This is a genomic window from Advenella kashmirensis WT001 (assembly GCF_000219915.2).
Taxonomy (GTDB): domain Bacteria; phylum Pseudomonadota; class Gammaproteobacteria; order Burkholderiales; family Burkholderiaceae_B; genus Advenella; species Advenella kashmirensis.
Window position 1 is genome coordinate 577,277 of record NC_017964.1, and the last position, 22,532, is coordinate 599,808.

A 22,532-nucleotide genomic window follows, 5' to 3' on the forward strand; every position below is an offset into this window, starting at 1 on the left:
GCACCATTCTGGATGGTGGCGTGCCCTGGATGGTTTACAGGTATGAACAGCGCGCCATCGGTTTTCCACAATTGACACAATCCCGGACAATTCAGTACATTTAACACCTGAACCGGTACGGCCCCTACCGTACCGGTCCCTGATCAATAGGCTGGCGTCATAAACACCAGCATCAATACGATCAGGATAAGTAGAAATACGATCTGTTTCATCGTACACTCCTTATCAGATTGGCCCGGCTTCGGTCGGGCCTTTTACCGTCTGCTGCTCATCAGCGCTGTGGCAAAAGCGCCTGGCGCCTGCCACGGCGATATTTTCTGCAAATCCATGCTCTTGCAGTCAGCCGTTGCGTCGTATTTATCTGCCTCGTTTTCTACGGAGGCAGCCTGTTTCCGTTTGCAGCCCTTAACGGCAATCACCTTGCCCATGCGCGCCGTGCTGTTGCGCATGGCTGCCTTTTATCTACCGCTGTCAGGGTTTTTCAGGCCTTCGCAGTCAAATTGTCATAAAATGATTTCCGGTCGCTGAGTTAACCGACAACTTGCGGGGCGACAGCTGAAAAACACGGTGCACATGCCAGGCTTGGCATGGGGTCGTATTCAGATACATTCCGCTAAAGCGTCGCGCCAGTATTAATCCCATTCGGTGCTGCGCGTTCTTTTTAAGAATGTCGGTTTTGTTTTGACACTATTAATTGGACGCAACATGGCCCACAACGATTTTCTCTTTACTTCCGAATCCGTTTCCGAAGGTCACCCCGATAAGGTTGCTGACCAGATTTCCGACGCCATTCTTGATGCGCTGCTTGAGCAGGACCCCAACTCCCGCGTGGCTGCCGAAACGCTGTGCAATACCGGCCTGGTTGTCCTGGCCGGAGAAATCAGCACCAAAGCCAACATCGACTATATTCAGATCGCGCGCGATACGATCAAGCGCATCGGCTATGACAACACCGAATATGGTATTGACTACAAGGGCTGCGCGGTTCTGGTCGCTTATGACAAGCAGTCTCCCGACATTGCCCAGGGAGTAGACCGCAGCGAAGAAGATATTCTGAACCAGGGCGCTGGGGATCAGGGCCTGATGTTTGGTTTTGCATGCGATGAAACCCCGGATCTCATGCCTGCGCCCATCTGGTATGCCCACCGTCTGGTGCAGCGTCAAAGCGAACTGCGCAAGGACGGCCGCCTGCCCTGGCTGCGTCCCGATGCCAAATCCCAGGTCACGTTCCGCTATGTCGATGGCAAGCCGGTAGAGGTCCATACCGTTGTGCTGTCTACCCAGCACGCCCCGGACATTTCCCAGGAAGCGATTCGCGAAGCGGTCATTGAAGATATTATCAAGCCGACGTTTGCCGAAGGCCTGATCACCCCCAATACCAAATTCCTGATCAACCCGACGGGCAAGTTCATTATTGGCGGCCCTCAGGGCGATTGCGGTCTGACCGGACGCAAGATCATTGTCGATACCTATGGTGGCGCGTGCCCGCATGGCGGCGGCGCGTTTTCAGGCAAAGATCCTTCCAAGGTTGATCGTTCTGCTGCCTATGCAGCACGTTATGTAGCAAAGAATATTGTGGCAGCGGGTCTGGCGCGCCAGTGCCAGATTCAGGTCAGCTACGCCATCGGTGTGGCCGAGCCCATTAATATTACCGTGTACACGGAAGGCACCGGCGTCATTCCTGACGACGACATTGCCAAACTGGTACGCGAGCATTTTGACCTGCGTCCGCGCGGTATCGTGCAGATGCTGGATCTGCTGCGTCCGATCTATGCCAAATCTGCCGCCTATGGGCACTTTGGCCGTTCCGAGCCCGAGTTCAGCTGGGAAGCGCTGGACAAAGCGGCGGTTCTGAAAAAAGCCATCGCTTAAGGTATAATCGTCGTGTCCTGAGGGGCGTTGCGACATGACTTACCCGTCATGCCAGGCTCAGGATACGATCAGGTAACGAACCGCGCTCATCATATACTGCGTTGCTGGTCTATGGTGAGACGTAACTCACAGTCGGCATCGCAGTATGTTTCAGGATGAAAACTATGACTGCTGATTACAAAATTGCCGATATTGCGCTGGCCGACTGGGGCCGCCATGAACTGTCCATTGCCGAAACCGAAATGCCGGGCCTGATGGCCACGCGCGAAGAGTTCGCCAAATCCCAACCGCTCAAGGGCGCTCGCATTGCCGGCAGCCTGCACATGACCATCCAGACCGGTGTGCTGATCGAAACGCTCACTGCGCTGGGTGCCGAAGTGCGCTGGGCCTCCTGCAATATTTTCTCTACCCAGGACCACGCTGCTGCTGCCATTGCTGCCAGTGGTGTACCGGTGTTTGCCATCAAGGGCGAGACGCTGGCCGATTACTGGGAATATACCCACCGCATTTTCGACTGGCCGGGTGAACAGGCCAATATGATCCTGGATGATGGCGGCGACGCTACCACCCTGCTGCACCTGGGGGCCAAGGCGGAAAAAGACATTTCCGTGCTGAACAATCCAGGCAGTGAAGAGGAAACCGTGCTGTTTGCCGCTATTCGCGAACGCCTGGCCAAAGATGCCACCTGGTACTCCACCAGGCTGGCCAATATCATTGGTGTTACCGAAGAAACCACGACCGGCGTGCATCGCCTGTATCAGATGGCGCAGAAAGGCGAATTGCATATTCCCGCCATCAACGTCAACGACTCGGTTACCAAATCCAAATTCGATAATCTGTATGGCTGCCGTGAATCGCTGGTCGACGGCATCAAGCGCGCGACCGACGTGATGGTCGCCGGCAAGATTGCGGTTGTGGCCGGTTTTGGCGATGTGGGCAAGGGTTGCGCCCAGGCGCTGTCAGCCCTGCGCGCCCAGGTATGGGTTACCGAAATCGATCCGATCTGCGCCCTGCAGGCATCCATGGAAGGCTACAAAGTGGTCACCATGGAAGAAGCGGCGGACAAGGCAGATATCTTTGTCACGGCCACAGGCAACTATCATGTGATTACACGCGATCATATGGAGCGCATGAAAAACGAAGCCATCGTCTGCAATATTGGTCACTTTGACAATGAGATTGATGTGGCTGCTGTTGAAGATTTGCAGTGGGAAGAAATCAAGCCCCAGGTTGACCATATTATTTTCCCCGACGGCAAACGTATTATTCTGCTGGCCAAGGGACGCCTGGTCAATCTGGGTTGCGCTACCGGTCATCCGTCATTTGTGATGTCTGCCTCGTTTACCAACCAGACCATTGCACAGATCGAATTGTTTACCCGTACCGAACAGTACAAGAAAGGCCAGGTGTATGTGCTGCCCAAGCATCTTGATGAGAAGGTAGCGCGCCTGCATCTGAAAAAACTGGGTGTGAACCTGACCACGCTGTCGCAGAAACAGGCTGATTACATCAGCGTGCCTGCGCAGGGGCCATTCAAGCCCGATCATTATCGCTATTGATCAATCGCTGCGGCTGCTGTCGGCCCGCGTTATCATTACAGATGTGATTGCTGCAAATGTGACGAGCTGTCGGCAGTCGGTTCGTTTTCGGATTGGCTGCCGGAGCATGCCGCGCTGCGGCGACTTTTGATCATTGTGCTGCCGTTCAACTGTCATGCAAGGTGTTGCGGTACGGGGGGCGCAATGGCAGCGTGAGCGTAGGGCGCACGTTGTTCTGGTGTTGGTGTTCTTTTGGTGTTGGTGTTCTATTAGGGAATTTAAAGGAGAAGTGATATGACATTGCTGTTAACCTGGGTCCTGCAGGCGCTGGCCCTCATGATTGTTGCCTATATACTGCCAGGCATTACTGTAACCAGCTTTGTATCTGCGCTTATTGCAGCTGTCATTCTGGGGCTGGTCAATACGGTGATTTATCCCATTCTTGCCATTCTCACCCTGCCCATTACCATTGTTACGCTGGGGCTTTTCCTGCTGGTGCTTAACGTGCTCATGTTCTGGCTGGCCGGATCGGTATTCAATGGCTTCAAGGTGGATGGTTTCTGGTGGGCCGTCATTGGCGCCGTGCTCTATTCCATTATTTCTGCAATTTTGCTGAGTATTCTGAATTAACGTTATGAGTTCTTTTTCCGACGAGGCATTCAGCCTGGAGTTTTTCCCGCCGCGCGATCAGGTATCGCGCGAGCGGCTGGTAGGCACCGCCAAGCAGTTGATGGCGATGCATCCTCGTTATATAAGTGTGACTTTCGGGGCAGGCGGCTCTACCCGGGATGGAACGGCCGAGACCGTCTCCATGTTCTCGCAACTCGGTTGCGAGGCCGCCCCGCACCTGTCCTGCATTGGCGCCAGCAGAGCGTCGCTGATCCAATTGCTGGATCAGTACAAGGCCAAAGGCATTCATCGCATCGTGGCGTTGCGTGGCGATCTGCCCTCGGGCATGGGCGGCAATGATTCAGAGTTACCGTATGCGTCCGAACTGGTCAGGCTTATTCGCGAACATTCGGGCGATTGGTTTCATGTTGAAGTGGCTGCCTATCCGGAAATGCACCCGCAGGCCGACAGTCCCGAGCATGATCTGGATAATTTTGTCACCAAGGTCAATGCCGGTGCCAATAGTGCGATCACGCAGTATTTTTTCAATGCCGACGCCTATTTCGATTTTGTTGATCGTGCCGTGCAGCGTGGCGTGAGTATTCCGATCGTGCCAGGAATCATGCCGATTACCAACCATACGCAGTTGCTGCGGTTCTCGCAAATGTGCGGTGCCGAAGTGCCGCGCTGGATTCGCCTGCGCCTGGCGCAATATGGCGATGATAAAGCTTCCATTCGTGCCTTTGGTGCCGATGTGGTTACCCAGCTGTGTCAGAAGCTGATTGACGGCGGTGTGCCGGGCATTCATTTTTATACGCTTAATAATGCCGAAGCCACGCTGGCGATATGGAAAAATCTGCGCTATTGAGTGCCTGGTACTAACACGCACATGAATCAAAAAGTCCGGTTGTTACCGGACTTTTTTCGTTTGACATTTGTCATGCCCTGCAAGGCATAGTGTCGCGTGGCGGGGTGCGCCAGCGATGCCTCGCGCTATATATCCGGTCATGCGCTCATGCGGTGAGTCACACCCTTGCGTATCGGGGCACGACTTAATCCGTGCTGTTTCTGGCCGGTACGATCCAGCCGCCAGGGGTCACAATCGCATCCAGCGGCATATCATGGCTTGCGGGCAGATAAGAATCGTCGATCAGCCTTCATCCCAGCCGATGCCTACACTCACCGGGTTGTGGCCCTGCTGCGCCAGCGCATGCAGGGTGCGGTCATAATACCCTTTGCCATAGCCCAGCCGATGACCATCACGGGTATAACCGAGTGTGGGTACCAGTATCAGGGACGGCTGCATCGCCGGCGTATCTACTTGTGGTTCGGGAATGTTGAAGGCGCCACGCCGCAACGGGGTATCGGGCGACCAGCGGTAAAAGTGCAGCGGTGCGTCCAGCTGTTCAATCACAGGCAGGCTGATGTCGTGACCCAGCGTATGCAAATCATGCAGCAGCGAAATCATGTCGGGTTCATCCCGTATGGGCCAGAAACCGGCGATGGAACCGATAGATGCATGATCCGGCAAACGGCAATCTTGGTGGCGGCCCTGCAGCCAGTCCAAAATATGCTGTTTTATTTGTACACTTAGCATCTGGCGACGCGAGTCGGGGATGGCCGATCTGGCCGCAAGTAGGGATTGACGCAAAGTCGGAGTATCGGCGGATGTCATGACCTGTGACGATATAGAATGTAGTACAAAGCATGACTATAACAGGACAGCATATGCAACAGCGGGCACAAGCAAAAAGCAGGTTCAACAAAGGTGTTGCGGGCAGCCTGCGTCGCCGGTCAATGCAAGTCATCTGGGGGGCGCTCGGTTCTGGCGTGTTGCTGGCAGGCTGTGCCGAGTCGGTACAGCACACCCAGGATAGCAGACCGTCGCTCACGCCACGTAGTCTGGCCACCACTTCATCGGCAGTCATATACGGACAGGCGCCTCGTGCGGTGCCGCAGGCGGCGCGCGCGGCGGTGGTGTCGGCCAGAGAGGCCATGCAGCGTCGCCAATGGGAGGCGTTGCCCGGCTATGCAGAACAGGCCCGGGATGATCATGAACTTGGCGGCTATCCCATGTACTGGTATCTGCGCCAGTTGTTGAATGACCCTGCGCAGCCGGTTCCCACGCAGCAGATCTATGCTTTTTTACAGCAGAACAAGAATCCCTATCTGGAAAACCGCCTGAAATCGGACTGGATCCTGGCGTCGGCCAAGCGGGGAGACTTTGATACTGTGCGACGTATCGGCACCGTGGCCAGCCGGACTTCGGAAGTCGATTGCGCCATCCTGCAGGCACGCTTTCTTGGCAACGGGCAGGTCTCTGCCGCACAGGCGCTGGATGTGTTCAAGCCAGGCGATGCCTGCTGGAACATGCTGGGGCAACTGACGGCGGCCAAAATTATCACCCAGGAGCACCTGGAACCGTTGTTGCGCGATGCCGTTGAATACGACAGCAAGGCCAGCGCCCGCCGCTATGCAGCGCTGGCGTTCTCGCCCGCCGGGCTGTCTTCCTACGATGCGCTCATGGCCAACCCGATGGGCTGGCTGGCCACCCAGAGCGGCTCGGCCAATGGCGAACTGCAGCAGTTACGTGCGCTGGCCTTCAGTCGTCTGGCGCGACAGGACAGAGATGGCGGAGCCGTTTTTCTGGAGACGCAGGGCGGTGCATTGCTGAGCGAGCGCAATCGTCAATGGGCCTGGACGCAGTTCGGCCTGATCGCTGCGCTGAATCTGGAGGCCCGGGCGGATGGCTGGTATCGCAAGGCAGGCCAGGGTTTTCGTCTGAGCGACTATAACCATGCCTGGCGCACCCGCATGGCGCTGCGCCAGCCCGCCATTGACTGGAAATGGGTAGAGCAGACCATTGGCATGATGGGCCCCGAACAGCAGAAAGAACCGGTTTGGGTTTACTGGTATGGCCGCGCCCGTGCAGGGCAGGGCGACACCAGCGGCGCCACCAGCGCCTGGCGGTCTATTTTGTATGACCATGGTTTCTACGGGCAACTGGCGACCGAGGCATTGGGAAGCAAGATTTCCGTGCCGCCGCAGCCGGCAGAACCGAGCACTGCCGAAATCAACAAAATCATGACGCACGAAGGCCTGCAGCGCGCTATTGCCTTGTTCCGCCTGGGCTGGCGTCCGGAAGCGGTAGGCGAATGGAATTTTGCGATTCGTGGTATGAACGATCGCGAGCTGATGGCGGCAGCAGAATGGGCCTTGCGCGAGCAGGTCTATGATCGGGCCATCAACACCTCCATGCTGACCAAAAACGATTTCAATTTCCGCCAGCGTTATCTGGCCCCATTCGAAGGGCGGGTCAGTCAGCAGGCGCGTGCCGTGGGTGTGGACCCTGCCTGGGTCTACGGTCTGATCCGTCAGGAATCGCGCTTTGTGACAGCCGCCCGCTCGTCGGTGGGCGCCTCTGGGCTGATGCAGGTCATGCCGGGAACGGCGCAATTGGTCGCGCGCAAGCTGGGTCTGAGTTATTCGAATGCCAATGATTTTGACACCAACACGCTATTGGGCACTTCTTACCTGAAAATGACCCTGGACGACCTGAATGGCTCCGAGGTTTTGGCTACTGCCGGCTACAACGCGGGGCCCAACCGCGCCAAGCGCTGGCGTGATTCGCTTAGTCAGCCACTGGAAGGCGCAATTTTTGCGGAAACCATCCCCTTTACGGAAACCCGGCTGTATGTGAAACATGTCATGTCCAATGCAACCTGGTACGATGCCCAGTTCAGCGGGCGGTCGCAATCGCTTGTGCAGCGGCTGGGGCAGGTGAGGCCCTGATGTCCGTAACCGATGGCCTTGATGTATATGTGGTGGGCGGTGCCGTGCGCGATGAGTTGCTGGGACTGCCGCAGGGAGACCGGGACTGGGTCGTGGTGGGAGCCAGTCCGCAGGAGATGGTGCGGCGTGGTTTCCAGCCGGTAGGCGGCGATTTTCCGGTTTTCCTGCATCCGCAAACCAAAGAGGAATATGCGCTGGCACGCACCGAAAGAAAAGCGGGGCGCGGCTACAAGGGCTTCACCTTTCATACGGGTCCGGAAGTGACGCTGGAAGAGGATTTAAAGCGTCGCGATCTGACCATTAATGCCATGGCGCGCCGCACCGATGGTACGCTGGTTGATCCCTTGCGTGGTCGCGATGACCTTGAGCGCCGCGTGTTCCGGCATGCCAGCCAGGCGTTTGCCGAAGATCCGGTGCGCATATTGCGCGTGGCGCGGTTTGCAGCGCGCTTCACCGAGTTCACACTGGCCGGCGGTACGCTGCAGCTGTGTCGGGACATGGTCGCTAGCGGAGAGACCGATGCCCTGGTACCCGAGCGGGTCTGGAAAGAGGTCTCGCGCGGGCTCATGAACGAAAAGCCGTCGCGCATGTTCACTGTTTTGCAGGATACCAATGCGCTTGCTGTCGTGATGCCACAATTACATTGGAATACAGAAGTGGCACAGGCCACCGATTTGTCGGCTGCCAGAATCCTGCCGCTGCCTTCGCGCTACGCGGTGGCGCTGTCACAGACACGCGAGCATGCAGCGTTGAGCGTGCATCTTAAAGTGCCTGCCGAATGTGCTGATTACGCCCGCCTGGCGCAGGTGCTATCGGAGCGCCTGGATATGTTGCCATTGCCACCGAGCCCGACGGCGCAGGCGCACTTGTTGAGCCGCGCCCAATATGTGCTGGAAACACTGGAAGTGACGGACAGTTTGCGCAAGCCGACGCGGTTTCGTGATTTACTGGGCGTCGTTTTGTGTACCCGACATTCTGCGGCGGAAAATCTGCAGGCGGAAATCACGCGCATTGAGTCCTGGAGTGAAATACTGGATTGTTATTTGCGGGTTGATGCGGGCGCAGTCGCGCGGCAAACCGCGGGGGGCACCAACGCGATCAAGGCGGCGGTGCGTGCGGCAAGACTGGATGCCATTGCCGCCTGCCTGGAAAAAATTGCACCGGGCTAGACCCGGATTGTCAGGCGTTGTACCATTGGCGCATGTGCCAACAGCGGTTATAAGGGCGGTTATTTCAAATGCAATATCAGGGGTTGCTGCTCATTCCGCTCCAGCGGGTGACCGAACCGGTATCTATGTCAAAGAGATCCAGTGCCCGACCGACACTGTGGTCGACCATAGCCTGGATACTTTCCGGGCGCGCATAAAAAGCCGGCACCGGCGGCATGACGATGGCGCCCATTTCCGTTACCGCCACCATGCTGCGTAAGTGACCCAGATGCAGCGGTGTTTCCCGGACCATAAGCACCAGCTTGCGCCTTTCCTTGAGCACCACATCGGCAGCGCGGGTCAATAGCGAAGAGGTGACACCGCTGGCAATTTCCGAGAGCGTACGAATGGAACAAGGAGCAATGAGCATCCCGCTGGTTTTGAAAGAACCGCTGGAAATGACCGCCCCTACATCCTGAATCGCATGCACTACCGTTGCCCGGTCGGCCAGTTCACCGGGATGCATCTGCAGCTCTTGCGACAAGGTCAGGCTGGCCGAGCGGCTCATGACCAAATGGGTTTCGAAGCCGGCCTGGGCAAGCAGCTCAAGAGCACGGACACCGTAAATGGCGCCAGAGGCGCCGGTGATACCGACAATAATACGTGCAGGTGTGGAAACGGAGCTTGGCATGGGCAAATGGCTGTTTCGGTAAGGATAAATGGGCTGGCTGATATTGGCGGCCTGGCCGGGGCAAAATACACCGGCTGAAAGGGCTATTATACCCGCTGGCGCATAAAGCGACGCGGGCCGGGGTTTGTGGTTAACCGGATGACGCAAGCCTGTCGGTATTGGTTAACGACGGTGGGCTATATTGGCCAGGCGAGAGAAGCAATAGGGGGCACAGATGGATCAGGTTAAAAGCGCAGCGGATCACTGGCAGTTTTCGCTGGCTGTGTATACCCGTGAGGGCGTGGCCGGGCACTGTCTCGCGCTGCAGCACAGGCTGGAGACTGGATGTCAACGTCTTGTTGCTCATGCTGTGGGCGGCCAGGCAGTGGGGCGCCGCGCCTACGGCAGAACAGATTGCCGATGCCGACAGCACAATTGCTGCGTGGCGGTGCGAGATCGTTATCCCCTTGCGTCAGCTGCGAACGCGGCTCAAGAGCGGGCCGGCGCCGGCGCCCGATGCAATGACAGATGTGTTAAGGAACGATATCAAGCGACTTGAACTGGAGGCCGAGCGCATGCAGCAGGAGGTATTGGCGCAGTGGGTAAAGGAACAGACGCAGGCGATAAACGCAGGTGCGCAAGGCGGTGTGGTACAGCAGAGAATGGAGATAACGCAGGCCCAGGACGATGCGTGGTCCGATCCGGTCACGCAAGACGGTATTTCTGCGCCAGACCGGTCGCAGGCAGAACTGGCAGATACGGCGGAAAACGCCAGGCAACTGGCTGTGCTGGAGCAGACGGCCGTCAGGGTGGTTGCTCATTACGAGGCGCAGCATGGATATGCTAACGCAGCGGATGGGCAGCCTGCGGTTGCCGAAGCAGTTGCGGTGGAATCTGTGAGCGATGAGCACGCTGCGGACCCATGGCTGGCCTTGCAGCATGCACATCAGGTCGTGCTGGCTGCAGCGGCGGTGTTTGCGTCAGCCTGATGGCGAAAATGGCTGCTGCACCATAACCGGACCGCCGCTACCCTCGTGGCCCGCAGCAAGGCCAAAGCGTTGGGATCAGAACCAGGATGTGGTCGATACGCCCTGGCCGTCATTCAGGCGAATGGCGCCCATGACGATGCGATAGATGTACCATACGGTAACGGCGATAAGCACAATCCAGCCGATCAGGATAATCATTAGCAAAAAGCCTGCAATCGCGCCGATCAGGCCGATCCAGAAAGTACGGATCAGATATTGCATATGATCGGCATAGACCGTATTGGCGAACTCGCCCCGTTTGGCGTAGGCCATGATGACGCCCACCACTGAAAACAGCCCGGTAAACAGTCCCAATGCGTACATTGCATACGTAATCCAGGTGAAATTGCGAGCGGCGTTATCCGGCGCGGGAACCGGAGTCTGGCTCTGGCTGGTTTCTTCGTTCATTGCAGTATCCCCTTGAGTTCAGGCGTGAGTCACTTTAAGTCTGTCCACTTTAAACTTTAAGTAATAACTACTTTAATATAGATTGCAAGTTTAATAAACCGATATTGCATTCGTGTAAAAATGTAGCAGATTGACATTGCCGCATGAAGTATTTGCTTCCGTATAAGGGATGCGGTAGACTCGCGCGGCGGCAATGGCTTTTGCCATGCCTTGCCGGAACCCTTGCTGTATCAGGGCATGTGTGCTTTCCGGCATTGCCCGCCCTTATTCTCCCAACCATATGGACTATAACAATGAAAAAATTTGACCTTGAAAAAGCCAAAGCGCTTAAAACAGTGGGAAAAATGAAACAAGAAGGCGTGCCGGGGCAGTTCGGCGCCGCCGATGCCGCAGTTGATCGCCGCGCCCAGCGCAAGCTGGACCAGGCCCAGGGGCTGGTCTCTTTTCCGGTCAAGCTCAGGCAGGAAGTGATTGACCAGATTCGTGAGCGCGCGGTGCAGCAGGACAGGAATACCAACGACATTATCGGACAATTGCTGGAACAGGCGCTCAAGGGCTGATGCAATTGGGCCCGCTACCTGAGCGTCGCGATTAATAGTCAGGGGCGGGAGGGCTTGGCAACGCTGTAGCCCCTATTTTCGGATTCCGCTGGTCAGGGCTCGATATAACCGGGGTCGTCTTCCGGCTTGAGTTTTTCGTAGTGTTCATGCGCTTGAGGCTTGATAAACAGCGTTGCTACCTCGGGGTGTCCCTTGCGAATCTTGTTTTCAAGGGCAATGACGATCGCTTCGAGTTCCGGCACGCGCAGCGCATCGGCAAACTCCAGGCTCATTGCAACCGTGATTTCCTGTGGTGCCGTCTGCACCGTAATCAAGCCATTGACGCGTGTTACGCCAGCGGTGCTTTCGGCCAGCGTCACAATGGAGTCGCGTATGTCGGCGCTGGCCGCTTCGCCAATCAGCAGACCCTTGGTTTCGCGCGCCACCAGCAGTGCAGTCAAGGCCAGGGTAAGACCGATCAGTATCGACGCCGCGCCATCGAGTGCCGGATTGTCCAGCGCCACGGACAGGTAGACGCTGCGAAGGCGATGAGCAGTCCCAGCATGGCGGCCGAATCCTCCAGCAATACGATAAACGTAGGTGGATCCTTGCTATGGACGATCATCCGGAACAGCTCGGAGTAAGGGCGATTGCCCCTGAATTTTCTGACGGTAAAGACCCAGGAGAAGCCTTCGAACAGGAAAGCCAGCGCCAGCACGATATAGGTGACATGGGGTGATTCGATCGGGTGCGGTTCGCGGATGTGGACAATGCCCTCATAGACCGAGACACCGGCGCCGAAGGTCAGAATTAACAGGCCGACAACAAAACTCCAGAAGTAGACTTCGCGGCCATAGCCGATAGGGTGGTCTTTGTCAGGCCGGTTGCGGCTGCGATGGACACCATACAGCAGCAGGATTTCATTGGTACAGTCGACCACCGAGTGCACGCCCTCGCTGAGCATGGCCGAACTGCCGGTGATGGCGGCAGCGACGAATTTGCTGATGGCCACCAGAATATTGCCCGCCAGGGCAATATAAATGACCATATTCGATGCGTGATCAGTTTGCGGTGTGCTTCGGGTCATCGGGTGTCCCCATGTCTATGGTGCGTTTTTCGTTGCGCGGCTTGCGGTTCGCTATCGCAATGGCAGGGCGATCTGTCACCAGCGCTATACCATTGATGCCAGGCCCCCGACCTTGCCATGCTATCTATCAAAATGGCGCCCGCCCTAAGGCGCCCACAGGCTGGTACCGTGCGTTCAGATAGGGTTTCACCTAAGTTCACAGGCGATGGCGGCGATCTCCCGTGGCAAACGCCATCAGATCCATATCTACATTTTTGCCGATGGCCAGCACCTTGAACAGTTCTCCCATCTCTGCTTCTGACAGCAGCTTTTGTACCGGGCCAATTTCGCGCGCATAGCGTGCCGTGTCGTCGGGGTCCAGCTCGCTGAGCATCTGCAGCAGGCCGCAGTTGAGCAGAAAACGGGCTTGCGAGGTGTAGCCCAGCACTTCCAGATCTGCTGCCAGTGCCGCATCGGCCATGGCGGTAAAGTCTACGTGTGCGGTAATGTCCTGAATCCCGGGGAAATGCAGCACCTGACTATGCGCATGATGCAGCAGGTGGCACATGAGTGTGCCCTGGCTGCGTTGCGGATGATAGTACTCGTGCTGTGGAAAACCGTAGTCGATCAGCAGAGCGACACCCTGATCCAGCCACTGTCCCAGACCCGCGACCCAGGATTCGCCTTGCAGGTTTATTTCGGATCGATAGCCGGGCAGCGCAGGCATGCGCGTCCTTACGGCCTGCTCCAGCAGTGCGCCGGCGGGAACGCGCAGAAAATCAAAATATGACGAGGCCTGTGCCTCCTGGTCCGCTTGCGGGTCTGCGGCTGCTGATGCCTCACCTGGTTTGTTGATGACGTGCAGTTCATGGACATTGCCATCTTCGCCCCATTCGAACAGCGAGACGGGCATGGCGTCGAGCACTTCGTTGGCAATGATGCAGCCGCTAAAGCCCGAAGGCAGACTGTGCAGCCAATGCACGCTGTCTCCAAAAGGGGCAAGCCGTTGTTGTTGTCGCTGCGTCAGATCCGGTGAAATATCAAGAATGTAATATTGCAGTTCGGGAAACTCGGGCAGCAGGGCTTGCAATATATGCTCGGCCAGCGCGCCGGAGCCGGCGCCGAATTCCAGAATATGAGGGGTGCCGATATGGGCAAGGATGGGGCCGATTTGCCTGGCCAGACTGCGGCCGAACCACGGCGTCAGTTCTGGTGCCGTGACAAAGTCGCCTTGCAGTGCGGTGCCTGCTGCGGCTGCGGTATCGCCGAATTTGAGGGGGGCGCCGGCGTAATAGCCAGCTTGAGGATCGTACAACGCTGCATGCATCCAGCGCGCGAAGGGCAGCCCCTGGGGGCCGGCTTCATGAATAAGCCCGGCAAGCTTGTGCCGGGCGTTTTCGCTATAGCGCTGCGCTGCTTCCTGAATTTGGGGCAGCGCAGCGCCGGTTGGGTCTGCACGCATATCTTTCCAACGTTACTTTGGGAAAGATCATTATAAAGGCTTACGCCCAGGTGCGTGATGAACTCGGTTTCTTTTTGCTGCGAGCAAAACCGGGCTTGTCTGAACGCGGTGCGCGATCACCACCGAAGCCGCCGTCGGAACGGGTGCTTGGGCGAGGCTTGCGAGCCGGTGCAGGAGCGAACTCGGTGCGTGGCTTGCGCGGTGCGGGTGCCGCATCAGCTTTGACAAAACCGCTTTTTTCGCTACGCGGACGATCAGATGAGAACGGATTGCGTGACAGCGAAGTGGCGGCACGGTCAATCAGCGATTCACGTGGTGCGTCATAAGAGCGTGCAGGACGCGCGCGCTCGGAGCGACCTTCAGCAGAGCGTGAGTCTTCACGAGCGCCGTAAGAAGGGGCGCTGCCGCCTTTGCGATGACCAAAGCCGGTACGGGCCTGATCTTTCTCGCGCGAACCGCCACCTGGGCGACCCTGGCGTGAGCCATTTGGCTTGCCGCTACGACCCTTGCCGCCGCCGGCGCCGCGACCACTTTCGGCCGATTTGACCGGCTCCAGGCCAGCAATCACTTCGGCAGGCATGGACTGGCCGGTGAACTGTTCGATGCGGCGGATTTTATGACGTTCGCCATGGGTTGCCAGTGTAAATGCCTGACCATTGCGACCGGCACGGCCGGTACGACCAATACGGTGAACGTAGTCTTCAGCCTGCATCGGCAGATCGAAGTTGATGGCGTGGCTGATGCCTTGCACGTCAATACCGCGGGCGGCAACATCGGTTGCAACCAGCACGCGCAGACGACCTTTTTGCAGCATACCCAGTGTGCGGGTGCGCTGACGCTGGTTCATGTCGCCATGCAGAGCAGAGGCGGCAAAACCTTCATCTTCCAGACGTTCGGCCAGTGCATCGGCGCCGCGTTTGGTGGAGGTAAAGACAATGGCCTGATCCATGGAGGCATCACGCAGCAGGTGACCCAGCAGACGCAGTTTGTGACCGCTGTCATCTGCGTAAAGCAGGGTCTGGGTAATGTTGGCGTGTTTCTGTTTCTGTCCGGCGATATCGATACGCAGCGGATTGTTCAGCATGTCTGCGGCCAGACGGGCAACGGTGCCTTCGAACGTGGCAGAGAACATCAGTGTCTGACGATCATTAGGCGTTTGCGCAACAATGCTTTCGATGTCTTCGATGAAGCCCATGTCCAGCATGCGGTCGGCTTCGTCCAGCACCAGAGTATGAACGCGTGACAGATTGACGCGACGTGCGTTCAGGTGGTCAATAAGACGACCGGGGGTGGCAACCAGCACGTCAACACGACGCGACAGCGCTTTGATCTGTGCGCCGTAAGGCATGCCGCCCACTACAGTGGCGATACGCAGATCGTCAATGCCAACACCGTATGATTTGGTGGCTTCTGCAACCTGCAGGGCCAGTTCGCGGGTTGGGGTCAGGACCAATACCTGTACGCCGACGCCTTTGTTGCCAGGCATGCCGGCAATGCGGTGCAAAGAGGGCAGCATGAATGCTGCAGTTTTGCCGCTGCCGGTTTGTGCAGAGACGATCAGATCCTTGCCTTCAAGGGCTTTGGGGATCGCTTCGGTTTGCACAGGAGTGGGCTGAGTGAAGCCGGCCTTGTTCAGGGCAGCAAGAAGAATGGGTGATAGACCCAGAGAATCAAATGACATTTGTAATCCTAAGTAGGTGTCAGGCAAGCCTGTTCATCAGGAGTGCAGATGGCCGTTGATTCCGGTTGTGATGCTGGGCGATTGCATAAGCAACCCCAGGCCGCACGATGGACAGGCCATCGGCAAACAGGACAAAACGACAATTCTGTCACGCAGCAAAGTCTTGCTGATATGCACAATGCACATCTGCACTTTACTGATCAGGATGAACAAACGAATGGGAAATAGCCAGACGAATCGTTGATCGGAGCATCGAGCCGACCGGATCAACCGTTGCATGACAGAGGAAATACGCATGCGGGTCTGGAGGTAGGAGCGATGACGGCTTTTGATTAATAAGCCAGGCAGCAAAAATAAAGAGAATTTGCTGCAAAGAAAATGATTATATAAGTGTTTTCCCTAGAATGCAAGCATTATTATTGCATTATCTATTTAGCCGTGTTGCGTATAGGGTAAAAGCCACTTACTTGGCACAGCAGTACGGTGGGTAAAATCGGCAACATGGCCGCCATTCGGTGGCGGCAGAGCGCCACAGGCTACTGGACGCGCGCGGGTCGGGTGCTGCCGGTTTCATCCATCCGTGATGCGTTGCAGGGTTTGCTCAAAGCGGGTCTGTTCGGGCACGGTATCTGCCGTGTCATCAAAAAGGGCGCTAAACGATTGCGTGATGTCCTGGTGGTAGGCGGGTACGAGCTGCCGGATATGCGCGTTTCTGCGGGCCGCTTCGGGTTCGTCGTCTGGCCCGTCTGCTGCCGCGCGCGGCGCGCCCCAGATGGGATTGGGAAAATGTTTGTCGTCGGTAAAGCGGGCAATAATGTGCCAATGTACGTGAGGCACCATGTTTCCCAATTGCGCCAGATTGATTTTATCGGGCTGGAAATGGCGCCTTTGCAGGGCTTCTACCAGATATACGGCGCTCATCAGGCCGCTACGCTCGGCCTGATTCAGATCGGTCATTTCCTGCGCGTGGCGATTGAGGATGACGCGGGTAAATGCCGGGTAATCGGCCTCCTGCGCATCGACAACGCGCAGGAATGCGTTGCGAAACAGCACGGTTCCGCCATCGCCATGGCACAACGGGCAATCAGTACGCGTGGTCACTGCCGTGGTTCTCCCGGAAAATACCTGCTGGGTGAATCAATGATTCACGATAAATGACTCAAGTGTGATGCCTGGATCGGTTTCCCGCATGAACGCTTCGCCGATCAGGAACCCATAGACTCCGTTCTCATGCATGCTGCGCACGTCCTCGGGGGCGTGGATGCCGCTTTCGGTAATGACAAAACGCCCCTCGGGAATATGCGGCAGCAGGTCCAGCGTGGTTTGCAAGGTAGTCTCGAAGGTGCGCAGATTGCGGTTATTGATGCCGATCAGCGACGATTTCATGTCCAGGGCGATATCCAGTTCGGCCCGGTCGTGCACCTCGATCAGGACATCCATGTCCAGTTCCTGCGCAACCGCTTCCATTTCCTTGAGCTGGTCGGCCGGCAAAGCGGCGACGATCAGCAGGATGCAGTCGGCGCCCAGTGCGCGGGCATTGATGATCTGATAGGGATCAATCATGAAGTCTTTGCGCAGCACCGGTAGCGGGCAGGCCGCGCGCGCCTGGCGCAGATAATCGCTGGAGCCCTGGAAAAACTGCACATCGGTCAGCACTGACAGACACGTCGCGCCATGGGCGGCATAGGTGTGGGCGATTTCGGCAGGGTTGAAATTGGGCCGGATTACGCCTTTTGATGGCGACGCTTTTTTTACTTCAGCGATGACAGCCGTTTTTTTCTGTCTGATCTTTTCACGCAGCGCATTGGCAAAACCGCGCACATCCTTGCGCGCCTGGGCTTCGCGCAGCAGATCTGCTTCGCTGCGGAACTGGCGCTGCATAGCGACTTCTTCTTTTTTTACGCTGAGAATCTGTTCAAGAATATCGTTCATGTCGTGAGCTTCCTGGTATAGGCACGGAATGTCTCTAATTTATCACGTGCAGCCCCGGATTGGATCAGTTCGCGTGCTTTATTGATCCCATCCTGCATGGTGGCGGCCTGATTGCCTGCGTAGAGCGCCAGACCGGCATTGAGCACGACAATATCGCGGGCTGTGCCCGGCTCATTGTTTAGTGCGCTCATGACCAGATCGCGTGACTCTTCCTTGTTGCTGACCGTAATATTGCGAATGGAGACCATCTGCATGCCGAAGTCTTCGGGATGGATCTCGTATTCGCTGACTTTGCCGTCCTTGAGCTCGCCCACCAGGGTTGCGGCGCCCAGCGAGGCTTCGTCCAGATTGTCCTTGCCGTGCACGATCAGCACATGCTTGGAACCCAATTGCTGCAGCACGCGCACCTGGATGCCGACCAGATCCGGGTGGAAAACACCCATAAGCTGGTTGCCGGCTTTGGCCGGGTTGGTCAGGGGGCCCAGAATGTTGAATATGGTGCGCACGGCCAGCATTTTGCGAATCTCGGCGACGTTTTTCATGCTGCCGTGGTGTGCTGGCGCGAACATGAAGCCGATACCGGTCTGTTCCACGCACTCGGCAACATGTTCTGGTGACAGCATCACATTGATGCCCAGCGCTTCCAGAACATCGGCGCTGCCCGAAGAGGAGGAGGAGCTGCGATTGCCATGCTTGGCAATACGCACACGCCCGCAGCCGCCACGAACATGGCGGTGGTGGAAATATTGAAGGTATGGCTGGCATCTCCGCCGGTGCCGCACATATCCAGCAGATTGTCCGGATCGCTGATGCTCACCGGCGTGGCAAATTCTCGCATGACCGTGGCCGCTGCAGTAATTTCGCCGATGGTTTCTTTTTTGACGCGCAATCCCATGAGCAGGGCGCTGGCAATGGCTGGTGGCACTTCGCCGCGCATCAGCTGGCGCATCAGGTACAGCATTTCGTCATGAAAAATTTCGCGGTGTTCAATGCAGCGCGTCAGGGCGTCTGTGTAGGAAATGCTCATGGGTGAATATCCAGAAAGTTTTGCAACAGGGCATGGCCATGTTCGCTGAGAATGGATTCAGGATGGTACTGTACGCCATAAACCGGCAGGCTGGTATGCTCTATCGCCATGATTTCCCCGTCGGCTGTTTCTGCCGTAATACGCAGGCAACTGGGCAATGACTCGCGTTCGATTGCCAGTGAATGGTAGCGAATCACGGTATGGGGCGAAGGAATGTTGCGAAACAGTACGGATCCATCATGGGTAATTTCTGAAGTCTTGCCGTGCATGATCTGCTTGGCACGGATGATTTTACCGCCGAAAGCGGCGCCGATGGACTGGTGTCCCAGGCACACGCCCAGCACCGGTATTTTACCTGCGAAGTGTTTGATGAGTTCGACCGAGACACCGGCCTGGGCAGGCGAGCAGGGGCCGGGCGAGACACAAAGGCGTTCGGGATTGAGTTCGGCAATTTGCGCAACGGTCATCTGGTCGTTACGCACCACATGAACGTCCTGGCCCAGTTCGCCAAAATATTGCACCAGATTGTAGGTAAACGAATCGTAATTATCGAGCATGAGCAGCATGACAGTTCCTCAGATGGGTTGATCCAGACCGTATTGCACCTGTTCGGCGGCGCGCAGCACGGCGCGGGCCTTGGCTTCGGTCTCCTGCCATTCTTTTTCAGGGTCGGAGTCGGCGACGATGCCGGCGGCGGCCTGTACATAGAGCATGCCGTTTTTGATGACGCCGGTGCGGATCGCGATGGCCACATCCATTGTGCCGTTGTAGCTCAGATAGCCGGCAGCGCCGCCATAGATGCCGCGTCGCACGGGTTCCAGTTCATCGATCAGTTCCATGGCGCGCACTTTGGGCGCACCGGTCAGGGTGCCTGCCGGAAAGCTGGCGCGCAGCACGTCGATGGCGTCCATGCCCGGCTTGAGGATACCCTTGACGTTCGATACCAGATGCATCACGTGTGAATAGCGTTCAATGGCCATCTGGTCGGTTACTTCCACAGTGCCGGTTTCTGCCACACGCCCCACATCATTGCGGGCCAGATCAATCAGCATGACGTGCTCGGCGATCTCCTTGGGATCGGCGCGCAGCTCGTCGGCCAGTGCCGCATCTTCTTCCGGTGTTTCACCGCGCTTGCGCGTGCCGGCCAGCGGACGAATAGTGATGGCGGTTTTCTCTTCGGCGTTTTCGGTGAACGTTTCCTGGCGCACCAGAATTTCCGGTGACGAGCCCACGACGTGAAAGTCGCCGAAGTTCCAGAAATACATGTAGGGAGAAGGATTCAGGGAGCGCAGGGCGCGGTAGAGCGACAGTGGTGAATCCCGGAAGGGCTTGGCAATGACCTGGCCGACCTGGACCTGCATCAGGTCACCTGCAGCAATATACTCCTTGGCCTTGAGCACTGCCTTCAGGTAGTCTTCTTTCTTGAAGTCGCGGATTTCGGTCGTTTGCAGGCTGGGCAGGCTGTAGGGAATTTCCACCGGATGGCGCAGGCGGGCACGCAGTTCAAGCAGTCGTTTCTGGGCCTTGCTGTAGCTTTCGGGCTCATTCGGATCGGCGTATATCATCAGGTAGGTGCGGCCGATCACATTGTCGACAATGACCAGTTCATCGACCTGCATCAGCATGATATCGGGTACGCCTTCCTTCTGGCCATGAGGATACGGTTTGACGTTGGGGCCCAGGGACGGTTCGATATGACGAATGGTGTCGTAGCCGAAATAGCCCGCCAGGCCGCCGGCAAAGCGGGGGATGCCCGGGCGCAGGGCCACCTTGATGCGTTTTTTGAATTCCTGGATGAAGCTCAGCGGATCGCCGCGATGGGTTTCGGTGACTTCGCCATTGGTCAGTACTTCGGTCAGATCGCCTGTCGCGCGGATGACTGTTTTGGCCGGCAGGCCGATAAAGGAATAGCGACCGAACTGCTCGCCCCCAACTACCGACTCAAGCAGGCAGGTCATGCGACCAGCTTCTTTGCCGGTGTGAGCCAGTTTCAGGTAGATGCCAAGCGTGGTGTCAAGATCGGCGTAGGTTTCCTTGATGATCGGGATGCGGTTGAAGCCTTGTGCTGCGAGTGCATTAAATTCAATTTCAGTCATCATGACGGTCTCTGTTTGTGTTTTCCTGAATGACCGGGCAGATACAAAAATACCCGGTCCTGTTTTAAGGGATTACCGGGTATGGTGCGTACTGACTACAATTTTCGGATGCAGAAAAAAAGCGGCATCCGGAACAGTCTAATGAGTGACACTCCCGGCAAACGAACGCCACCAGCGCCAATACATGGCAACCAGGGCAGAGCGAGCATAAAGGGAGTGTGCAGTCATTACGTTAATAAATCAGGTTGGTCTGCCGATGCGTTGTGGCGTTCAATCCACTGGGCCGCCTCGACGATAGTCTCTACTATATCATTGACTTTCAGGTTTTGTACACTGTTTCCTTCGTTATAACCATAAGGAACAATGAGTACCGGCATGCCTGCGGCTTGCGCTGCCTGGGCGTCATTGATGGAGTCACCGATAAAAACGCAGTCTGTTGGTGCAACTTCCAGCAGAAAGCAGGCATGCAGCACGGGGCCGGCATCCGGCTTGCGGGTCGGGCAGGTGTCACCGGAGACGATTGCGTCAAAAAACGATCGCAATCCGGTCTGAATCAGCAATTGCTCGGTAAATACGGTGGGTTTGTTGGTGACAACAGCCAGGCGTATACCGGCAGCCTTCATTGACTTGAGCCCCTCGAGCACGCCTTCGAATACTGTGGAATGATCGCCATTGACCTGATGGTACGCATCAATGAAATGTTCGCGGGCAACAATGAATGCCTCTGCGGTCATCACGGCTTGCTCGTCGCCACCGGTCATGGCGCGACGCACCAGGTTATCGATGCCTTTGCCGACAAACTGGGCAATCAGCTCCTGGTGCAGTGGTGACAGCCCCAGCTTGATACGCATGGCATTGGCTGCCTGGGCCAGATCGGGGATAGAGTCGACCAGGGTGCCGTCAAGGTCGAACAGTGCGGCGTGGATACTCATGAGCGGTGTACTCCGGCAATTTGTTCGCGCATGCCGGCGATGACCGCGGCGTAGTCCTGCTGGCCGAAGATGGCCGAGCCGGCGACAAAGGTATCGGCGCCAGCCTCATGGATTTGCGCGATGTTGTCTGTTTTCACGCCACCATCGACTTCAAGCAGAATGGTGTTGCCGGTTTTTTCCTGCCAGGCATCAATGCGCTGGCGGGTGGCGCGCAGTTTATCCAGCGTAGACGGGATGAATGACTGTCCGCCGAAACCGGGATTAACCGACATAAGCAGAATCAGATCCAGGCGGTCCATGACATGATCGAGCACCGACAGCGGTGTTGCGGGATTGAGCACCAGCCCGGCCTTGCAGCCATTGTCGCGGATCAGGGAAAGCGACCGGTCCACATGGCGCGATGCTTCCGGATGAAAGGAGATGATGTTGGCGCCGGCCTGGGCAAATTGCGGGATCAGGTCATCTACCGGCTCGCACATCAGATGTACGTCGATGGGGGCGTCTGTACAGGGGCGAATGGCCTTGCACACCATGGGCCCGATGGTCAGATTGGGTACGTAATGGTTGTCCATCACGTCAAAATGAATCCAGTCGCACCGGCGCTGATCACATTTCTGACTTCTTCGCCGAGTCGGGAAAAATCTGCTGACAGAATACTGGGGGCGATGCGGGTAACGGGTTGTAATTCCATGACAGCGTTTTTCTCCTGTAAGGGGGCGCACGAAGTACAAT

Annotated in this window: 21 protein-coding genes, 3 pseudogenes and 1 riboswitch; of the genes and pseudogenes, 9 read left to right on the forward strand and 15 right to left on the reverse strand. The window is 56.9% G+C overall.

Going from position 1 to position 22,532, the window contains the following annotated elements; translation table 11 throughout:
• Window positions 1-254: 254 nt before the first annotated feature.
• Window positions 255-449 (reverse strand): hypothetical protein, encoded by a 195-nt coding sequence (locus TKWG_RS02735; protein WP_014749355.1) that lies wholly within the window; start codon window positions 447-449, stop codon window positions 255-257.
• A gap of 256 nt (window positions 450-705) precedes the next feature.
• Between TKWG_RS02735 and metK the strand changes: the two genes are divergently transcribed.
• The 4 genes from metK to metF all read left to right on the forward strand — a co-directional run bounded on the left by metK (window position 706) and on the right by metF (window position 4,887).
• Window positions 706-1,872 (forward strand): methionine adenosyltransferase, encoded by a 1,167-nt coding sequence (gene metK / locus TKWG_RS02740; RefSeq protein ID WP_014749356.1) that lies wholly within the window; start codon window positions 706-708, stop codon window positions 1,870-1,872.
• A gap of 13 nt (window positions 1,873-1,885) precedes the next feature.
• A riboswitch (S-adenosyl-L-homocysteine riboswitch) is annotated at window positions 1,886-1,967 on the forward strand.
• A gap of 69 nt (window positions 1,968-2,036) precedes the next feature.
• A complete protein-coding gene (gene ahcY / locus TKWG_RS02745; RefSeq protein ID WP_014749357.1) occupies window positions 2,037-3,431 on the forward strand; it encodes an adenosylhomocysteinase in 1,395 nt (464 codons plus the stop codon).
• 273 nt (window positions 3,432-3,704) lie between these two features.
• The gene (locus TKWG_RS02750) at window positions 3,705-4,040 is read left to right on the forward strand and encodes a phage holin family protein (protein ID WP_014749358.1); all 336 of its coding nucleotides are present in this window, start codon (window positions 3,705-3,707) and stop codon (window positions 4,038-4,040) included.
• 4 nt (window positions 4,041-4,044) lie between these two features.
• Complete coding sequence (gene metF / locus TKWG_RS02755; RefSeq protein WP_014749359.1) at window positions 4,045-4,887, forward strand: methylenetetrahydrofolate reductase [NAD(P)H]; 843 nt, start codon at window positions 4,045-4,047, stop codon at window positions 4,885-4,887.
• Between the two features lie 282 nt (window positions 4,888-5,169).
• Here the strand turns inward: metF and TKWG_RS02760 are convergent, their stop codons facing one another.
• Window positions 5,170-5,694, reverse strand: coding sequence for a 5-formyltetrahydrofolate cyclo-ligase (locus TKWG_RS02760; RefSeq protein WP_081489200.1), 525 nt, complete (start codon window positions 5,692-5,694; stop codon window positions 5,170-5,172).
• Window positions 5,695-5,747: 53 nt separating this feature from the next.
• On the opposite strand from TKWG_RS02760, the gene TKWG_RS02765 reads away from it, so the two are divergent.
• Both TKWG_RS02765 and TKWG_RS02770 read left to right on the forward strand, forming a co-directional pair.
• On the forward strand, window positions 5,748-7,811 hold the full coding sequence (locus TKWG_RS02765) for a lytic transglycosylase domain-containing protein (RefSeq protein ID WP_014749361.1): 2,064 nt from the start codon (window positions 5,748-5,750) through the stop codon (window positions 7,809-7,811).
• Window positions 7,811-8,980, forward strand: coding sequence for a tRNA CCA-pyrophosphorylase (locus TKWG_RS02770; protein ID WP_014749362.1), 1,170 nt, complete (start codon window positions 7,811-7,813; stop codon window positions 8,978-8,980). The genes TKWG_RS02765 and TKWG_RS02770 overlap by 1 nt, the downstream gene beginning before the upstream one ends.
• A gap of 76 nt (window positions 8,981-9,056) precedes the next feature.
• Here TKWG_RS02770 and TKWG_RS02775 read toward each other — a convergent pair whose 3' ends face one another.
• Window positions 9,057-9,650, reverse strand: coding sequence for a UbiX family flavin prenyltransferase (locus tag TKWG_RS02775; protein WP_014749363.1), 594 nt, complete (start codon window positions 9,648-9,650; stop codon window positions 9,057-9,059).
• 214 nt (window positions 9,651-9,864) lie between these two features.
• On the opposite strand from TKWG_RS02775, the pseudogene TKWG_RS26840 reads away from it, so the two are divergent.
• A pseudogene (locus TKWG_RS26840) lies at window positions 9,865-9,957 on the forward strand (DUF2390 domain-containing protein); the annotation flags it as partial.
• Window positions 9,923-10,618, forward strand: coding sequence for a TIGR02444 family protein (locus TKWG_RS21015; protein WP_148274464.1), 696 nt, complete (start codon window positions 9,923-9,925; stop codon window positions 10,616-10,618). The pseudogene TKWG_RS26840 and the gene TKWG_RS21015, both read left to right, overlap by 35 nt.
• 75 nt (window positions 10,619-10,693) lie before the next feature.
• Here TKWG_RS21015 and TKWG_RS02785 read toward each other — a convergent pair whose 3' ends face one another.
• Window positions 10,694-11,065: a DUF4870 family protein gene (locus TKWG_RS02785; RefSeq protein WP_014749365.1), complete on the reverse strand. Its 372-nt coding sequence runs from the start codon at window positions 11,063-11,065 to the stop codon at window positions 10,694-10,696.
• Between the two features lie 293 nt (window positions 11,066-11,358).
• Between TKWG_RS02785 and TKWG_RS02790 the strand changes: the two genes are divergently transcribed.
• Complete coding sequence (locus TKWG_RS02790) at window positions 11,359-11,625, forward strand: hypothetical protein (protein WP_014749366.1); 267 nt, start codon at window positions 11,359-11,361, stop codon at window positions 11,623-11,625.
• A gap of 92 nt (window positions 11,626-11,717) precedes the next feature.
• Here the strand turns inward: TKWG_RS02790 and TKWG_RS23910 are convergent, their stop codons facing one another.
• The 11 genes and pseudogenes from TKWG_RS23910 to rpe form a co-directional block, all read right to left on the reverse strand.
• A complete protein-coding gene (locus TKWG_RS23910; protein ID WP_202947760.1) occupies window positions 11,718-12,128 on the reverse strand; it encodes a cation diffusion facilitator family transporter in 411 nt (136 codons plus the stop codon).
• Entirely contained in the window at window positions 12,083-12,691 is a 609-nt protein-coding gene (locus TKWG_RS23915) for a cation diffusion facilitator family transporter (RefSeq protein WP_202947761.1), read from the reverse strand. The genes TKWG_RS23910 and TKWG_RS23915 overlap by 46 nt, the downstream gene beginning before the upstream one ends.
• Before the next feature lie 196 nt (window positions 12,692-12,887).
• Window positions 12,888-14,132, reverse strand: coding sequence for a class I SAM-dependent methyltransferase (locus tag TKWG_RS02800; RefSeq protein ID WP_014749367.1), 1,245 nt, complete (start codon window positions 14,130-14,132; stop codon window positions 12,888-12,890).
• A 40-nt stretch (window positions 14,133-14,172) separates the two neighbouring features.
• Window positions 14,173-15,813: a DEAD/DEAH box helicase gene (locus TKWG_RS02805; protein ID WP_014749368.1), complete on the reverse strand. Its 1,641-nt coding sequence runs from the start codon at window positions 15,811-15,813 to the stop codon at window positions 14,173-14,175.
• A 570-nt stretch (window positions 15,814-16,383) separates the two neighbouring features.
• The gene (locus tag TKWG_RS02815) at window positions 16,384-16,914 is read right to left on the reverse strand and encodes an HIT family protein (protein WP_014749370.1); all 531 of its coding nucleotides are present in this window, start codon (window positions 16,912-16,914) and stop codon (window positions 16,384-16,386) included.
• Between the two features lie 36 nt (window positions 16,915-16,950).
• The gene (trpC, locus tag TKWG_RS02820) at window positions 16,951-17,745 is read right to left on the reverse strand and encodes an indole-3-glycerol phosphate synthase TrpC (RefSeq protein WP_014749371.1); all 795 of its coding nucleotides are present in this window, start codon (window positions 17,743-17,745) and stop codon (window positions 16,951-16,953) included.
• A pseudogene (gene trpD / locus TKWG_RS02825) lies at window positions 17,742-18,772 on the reverse strand (anthranilate phosphoribosyltransferase). Before trpD ends, trpC begins: the two are co-directional and overlap by 4 nt.
• Window positions 18,769-19,338 carry an anthranilate synthase component II gene (locus TKWG_RS02830; RefSeq protein WP_014749372.1) on the reverse strand — a complete coding sequence of 190 codons (570 nt, stop codon included), beginning with the start codon at window positions 19,336-19,338 and terminating at the stop codon, window positions 18,769-18,771. Before TKWG_RS02830 ends, trpD begins: the two are co-directional and overlap by 4 nt.
• Before the next feature lie 9 nt (window positions 19,339-19,347).
• Window positions 19,348-20,868 (reverse strand): anthranilate synthase component I, encoded by a 1,521-nt coding sequence (gene trpE, locus TKWG_RS02835; protein ID WP_014749373.1) that lies wholly within the window; start codon window positions 20,866-20,868, stop codon window positions 19,348-19,350.
• A 227-nt stretch (window positions 20,869-21,095) separates the two neighbouring features.
• The gene (locus TKWG_RS02840) at window positions 21,096-21,800 is read right to left on the reverse strand and encodes a phosphoglycolate phosphatase (protein ID WP_014749374.1); all 705 of its coding nucleotides are present in this window, start codon (window positions 21,798-21,800) and stop codon (window positions 21,096-21,098) included.
• Window positions 21,797-22,491 (reverse strand): annotated as a pseudogene (rpe, locus tag TKWG_RS02845) (ribulose-phosphate 3-epimerase). The gene TKWG_RS02840 and the pseudogene rpe overlap by 4 nt, the downstream one beginning before the upstream one ends.
• Window positions 22,492-22,532 lie beyond the last annotated feature (41 nt).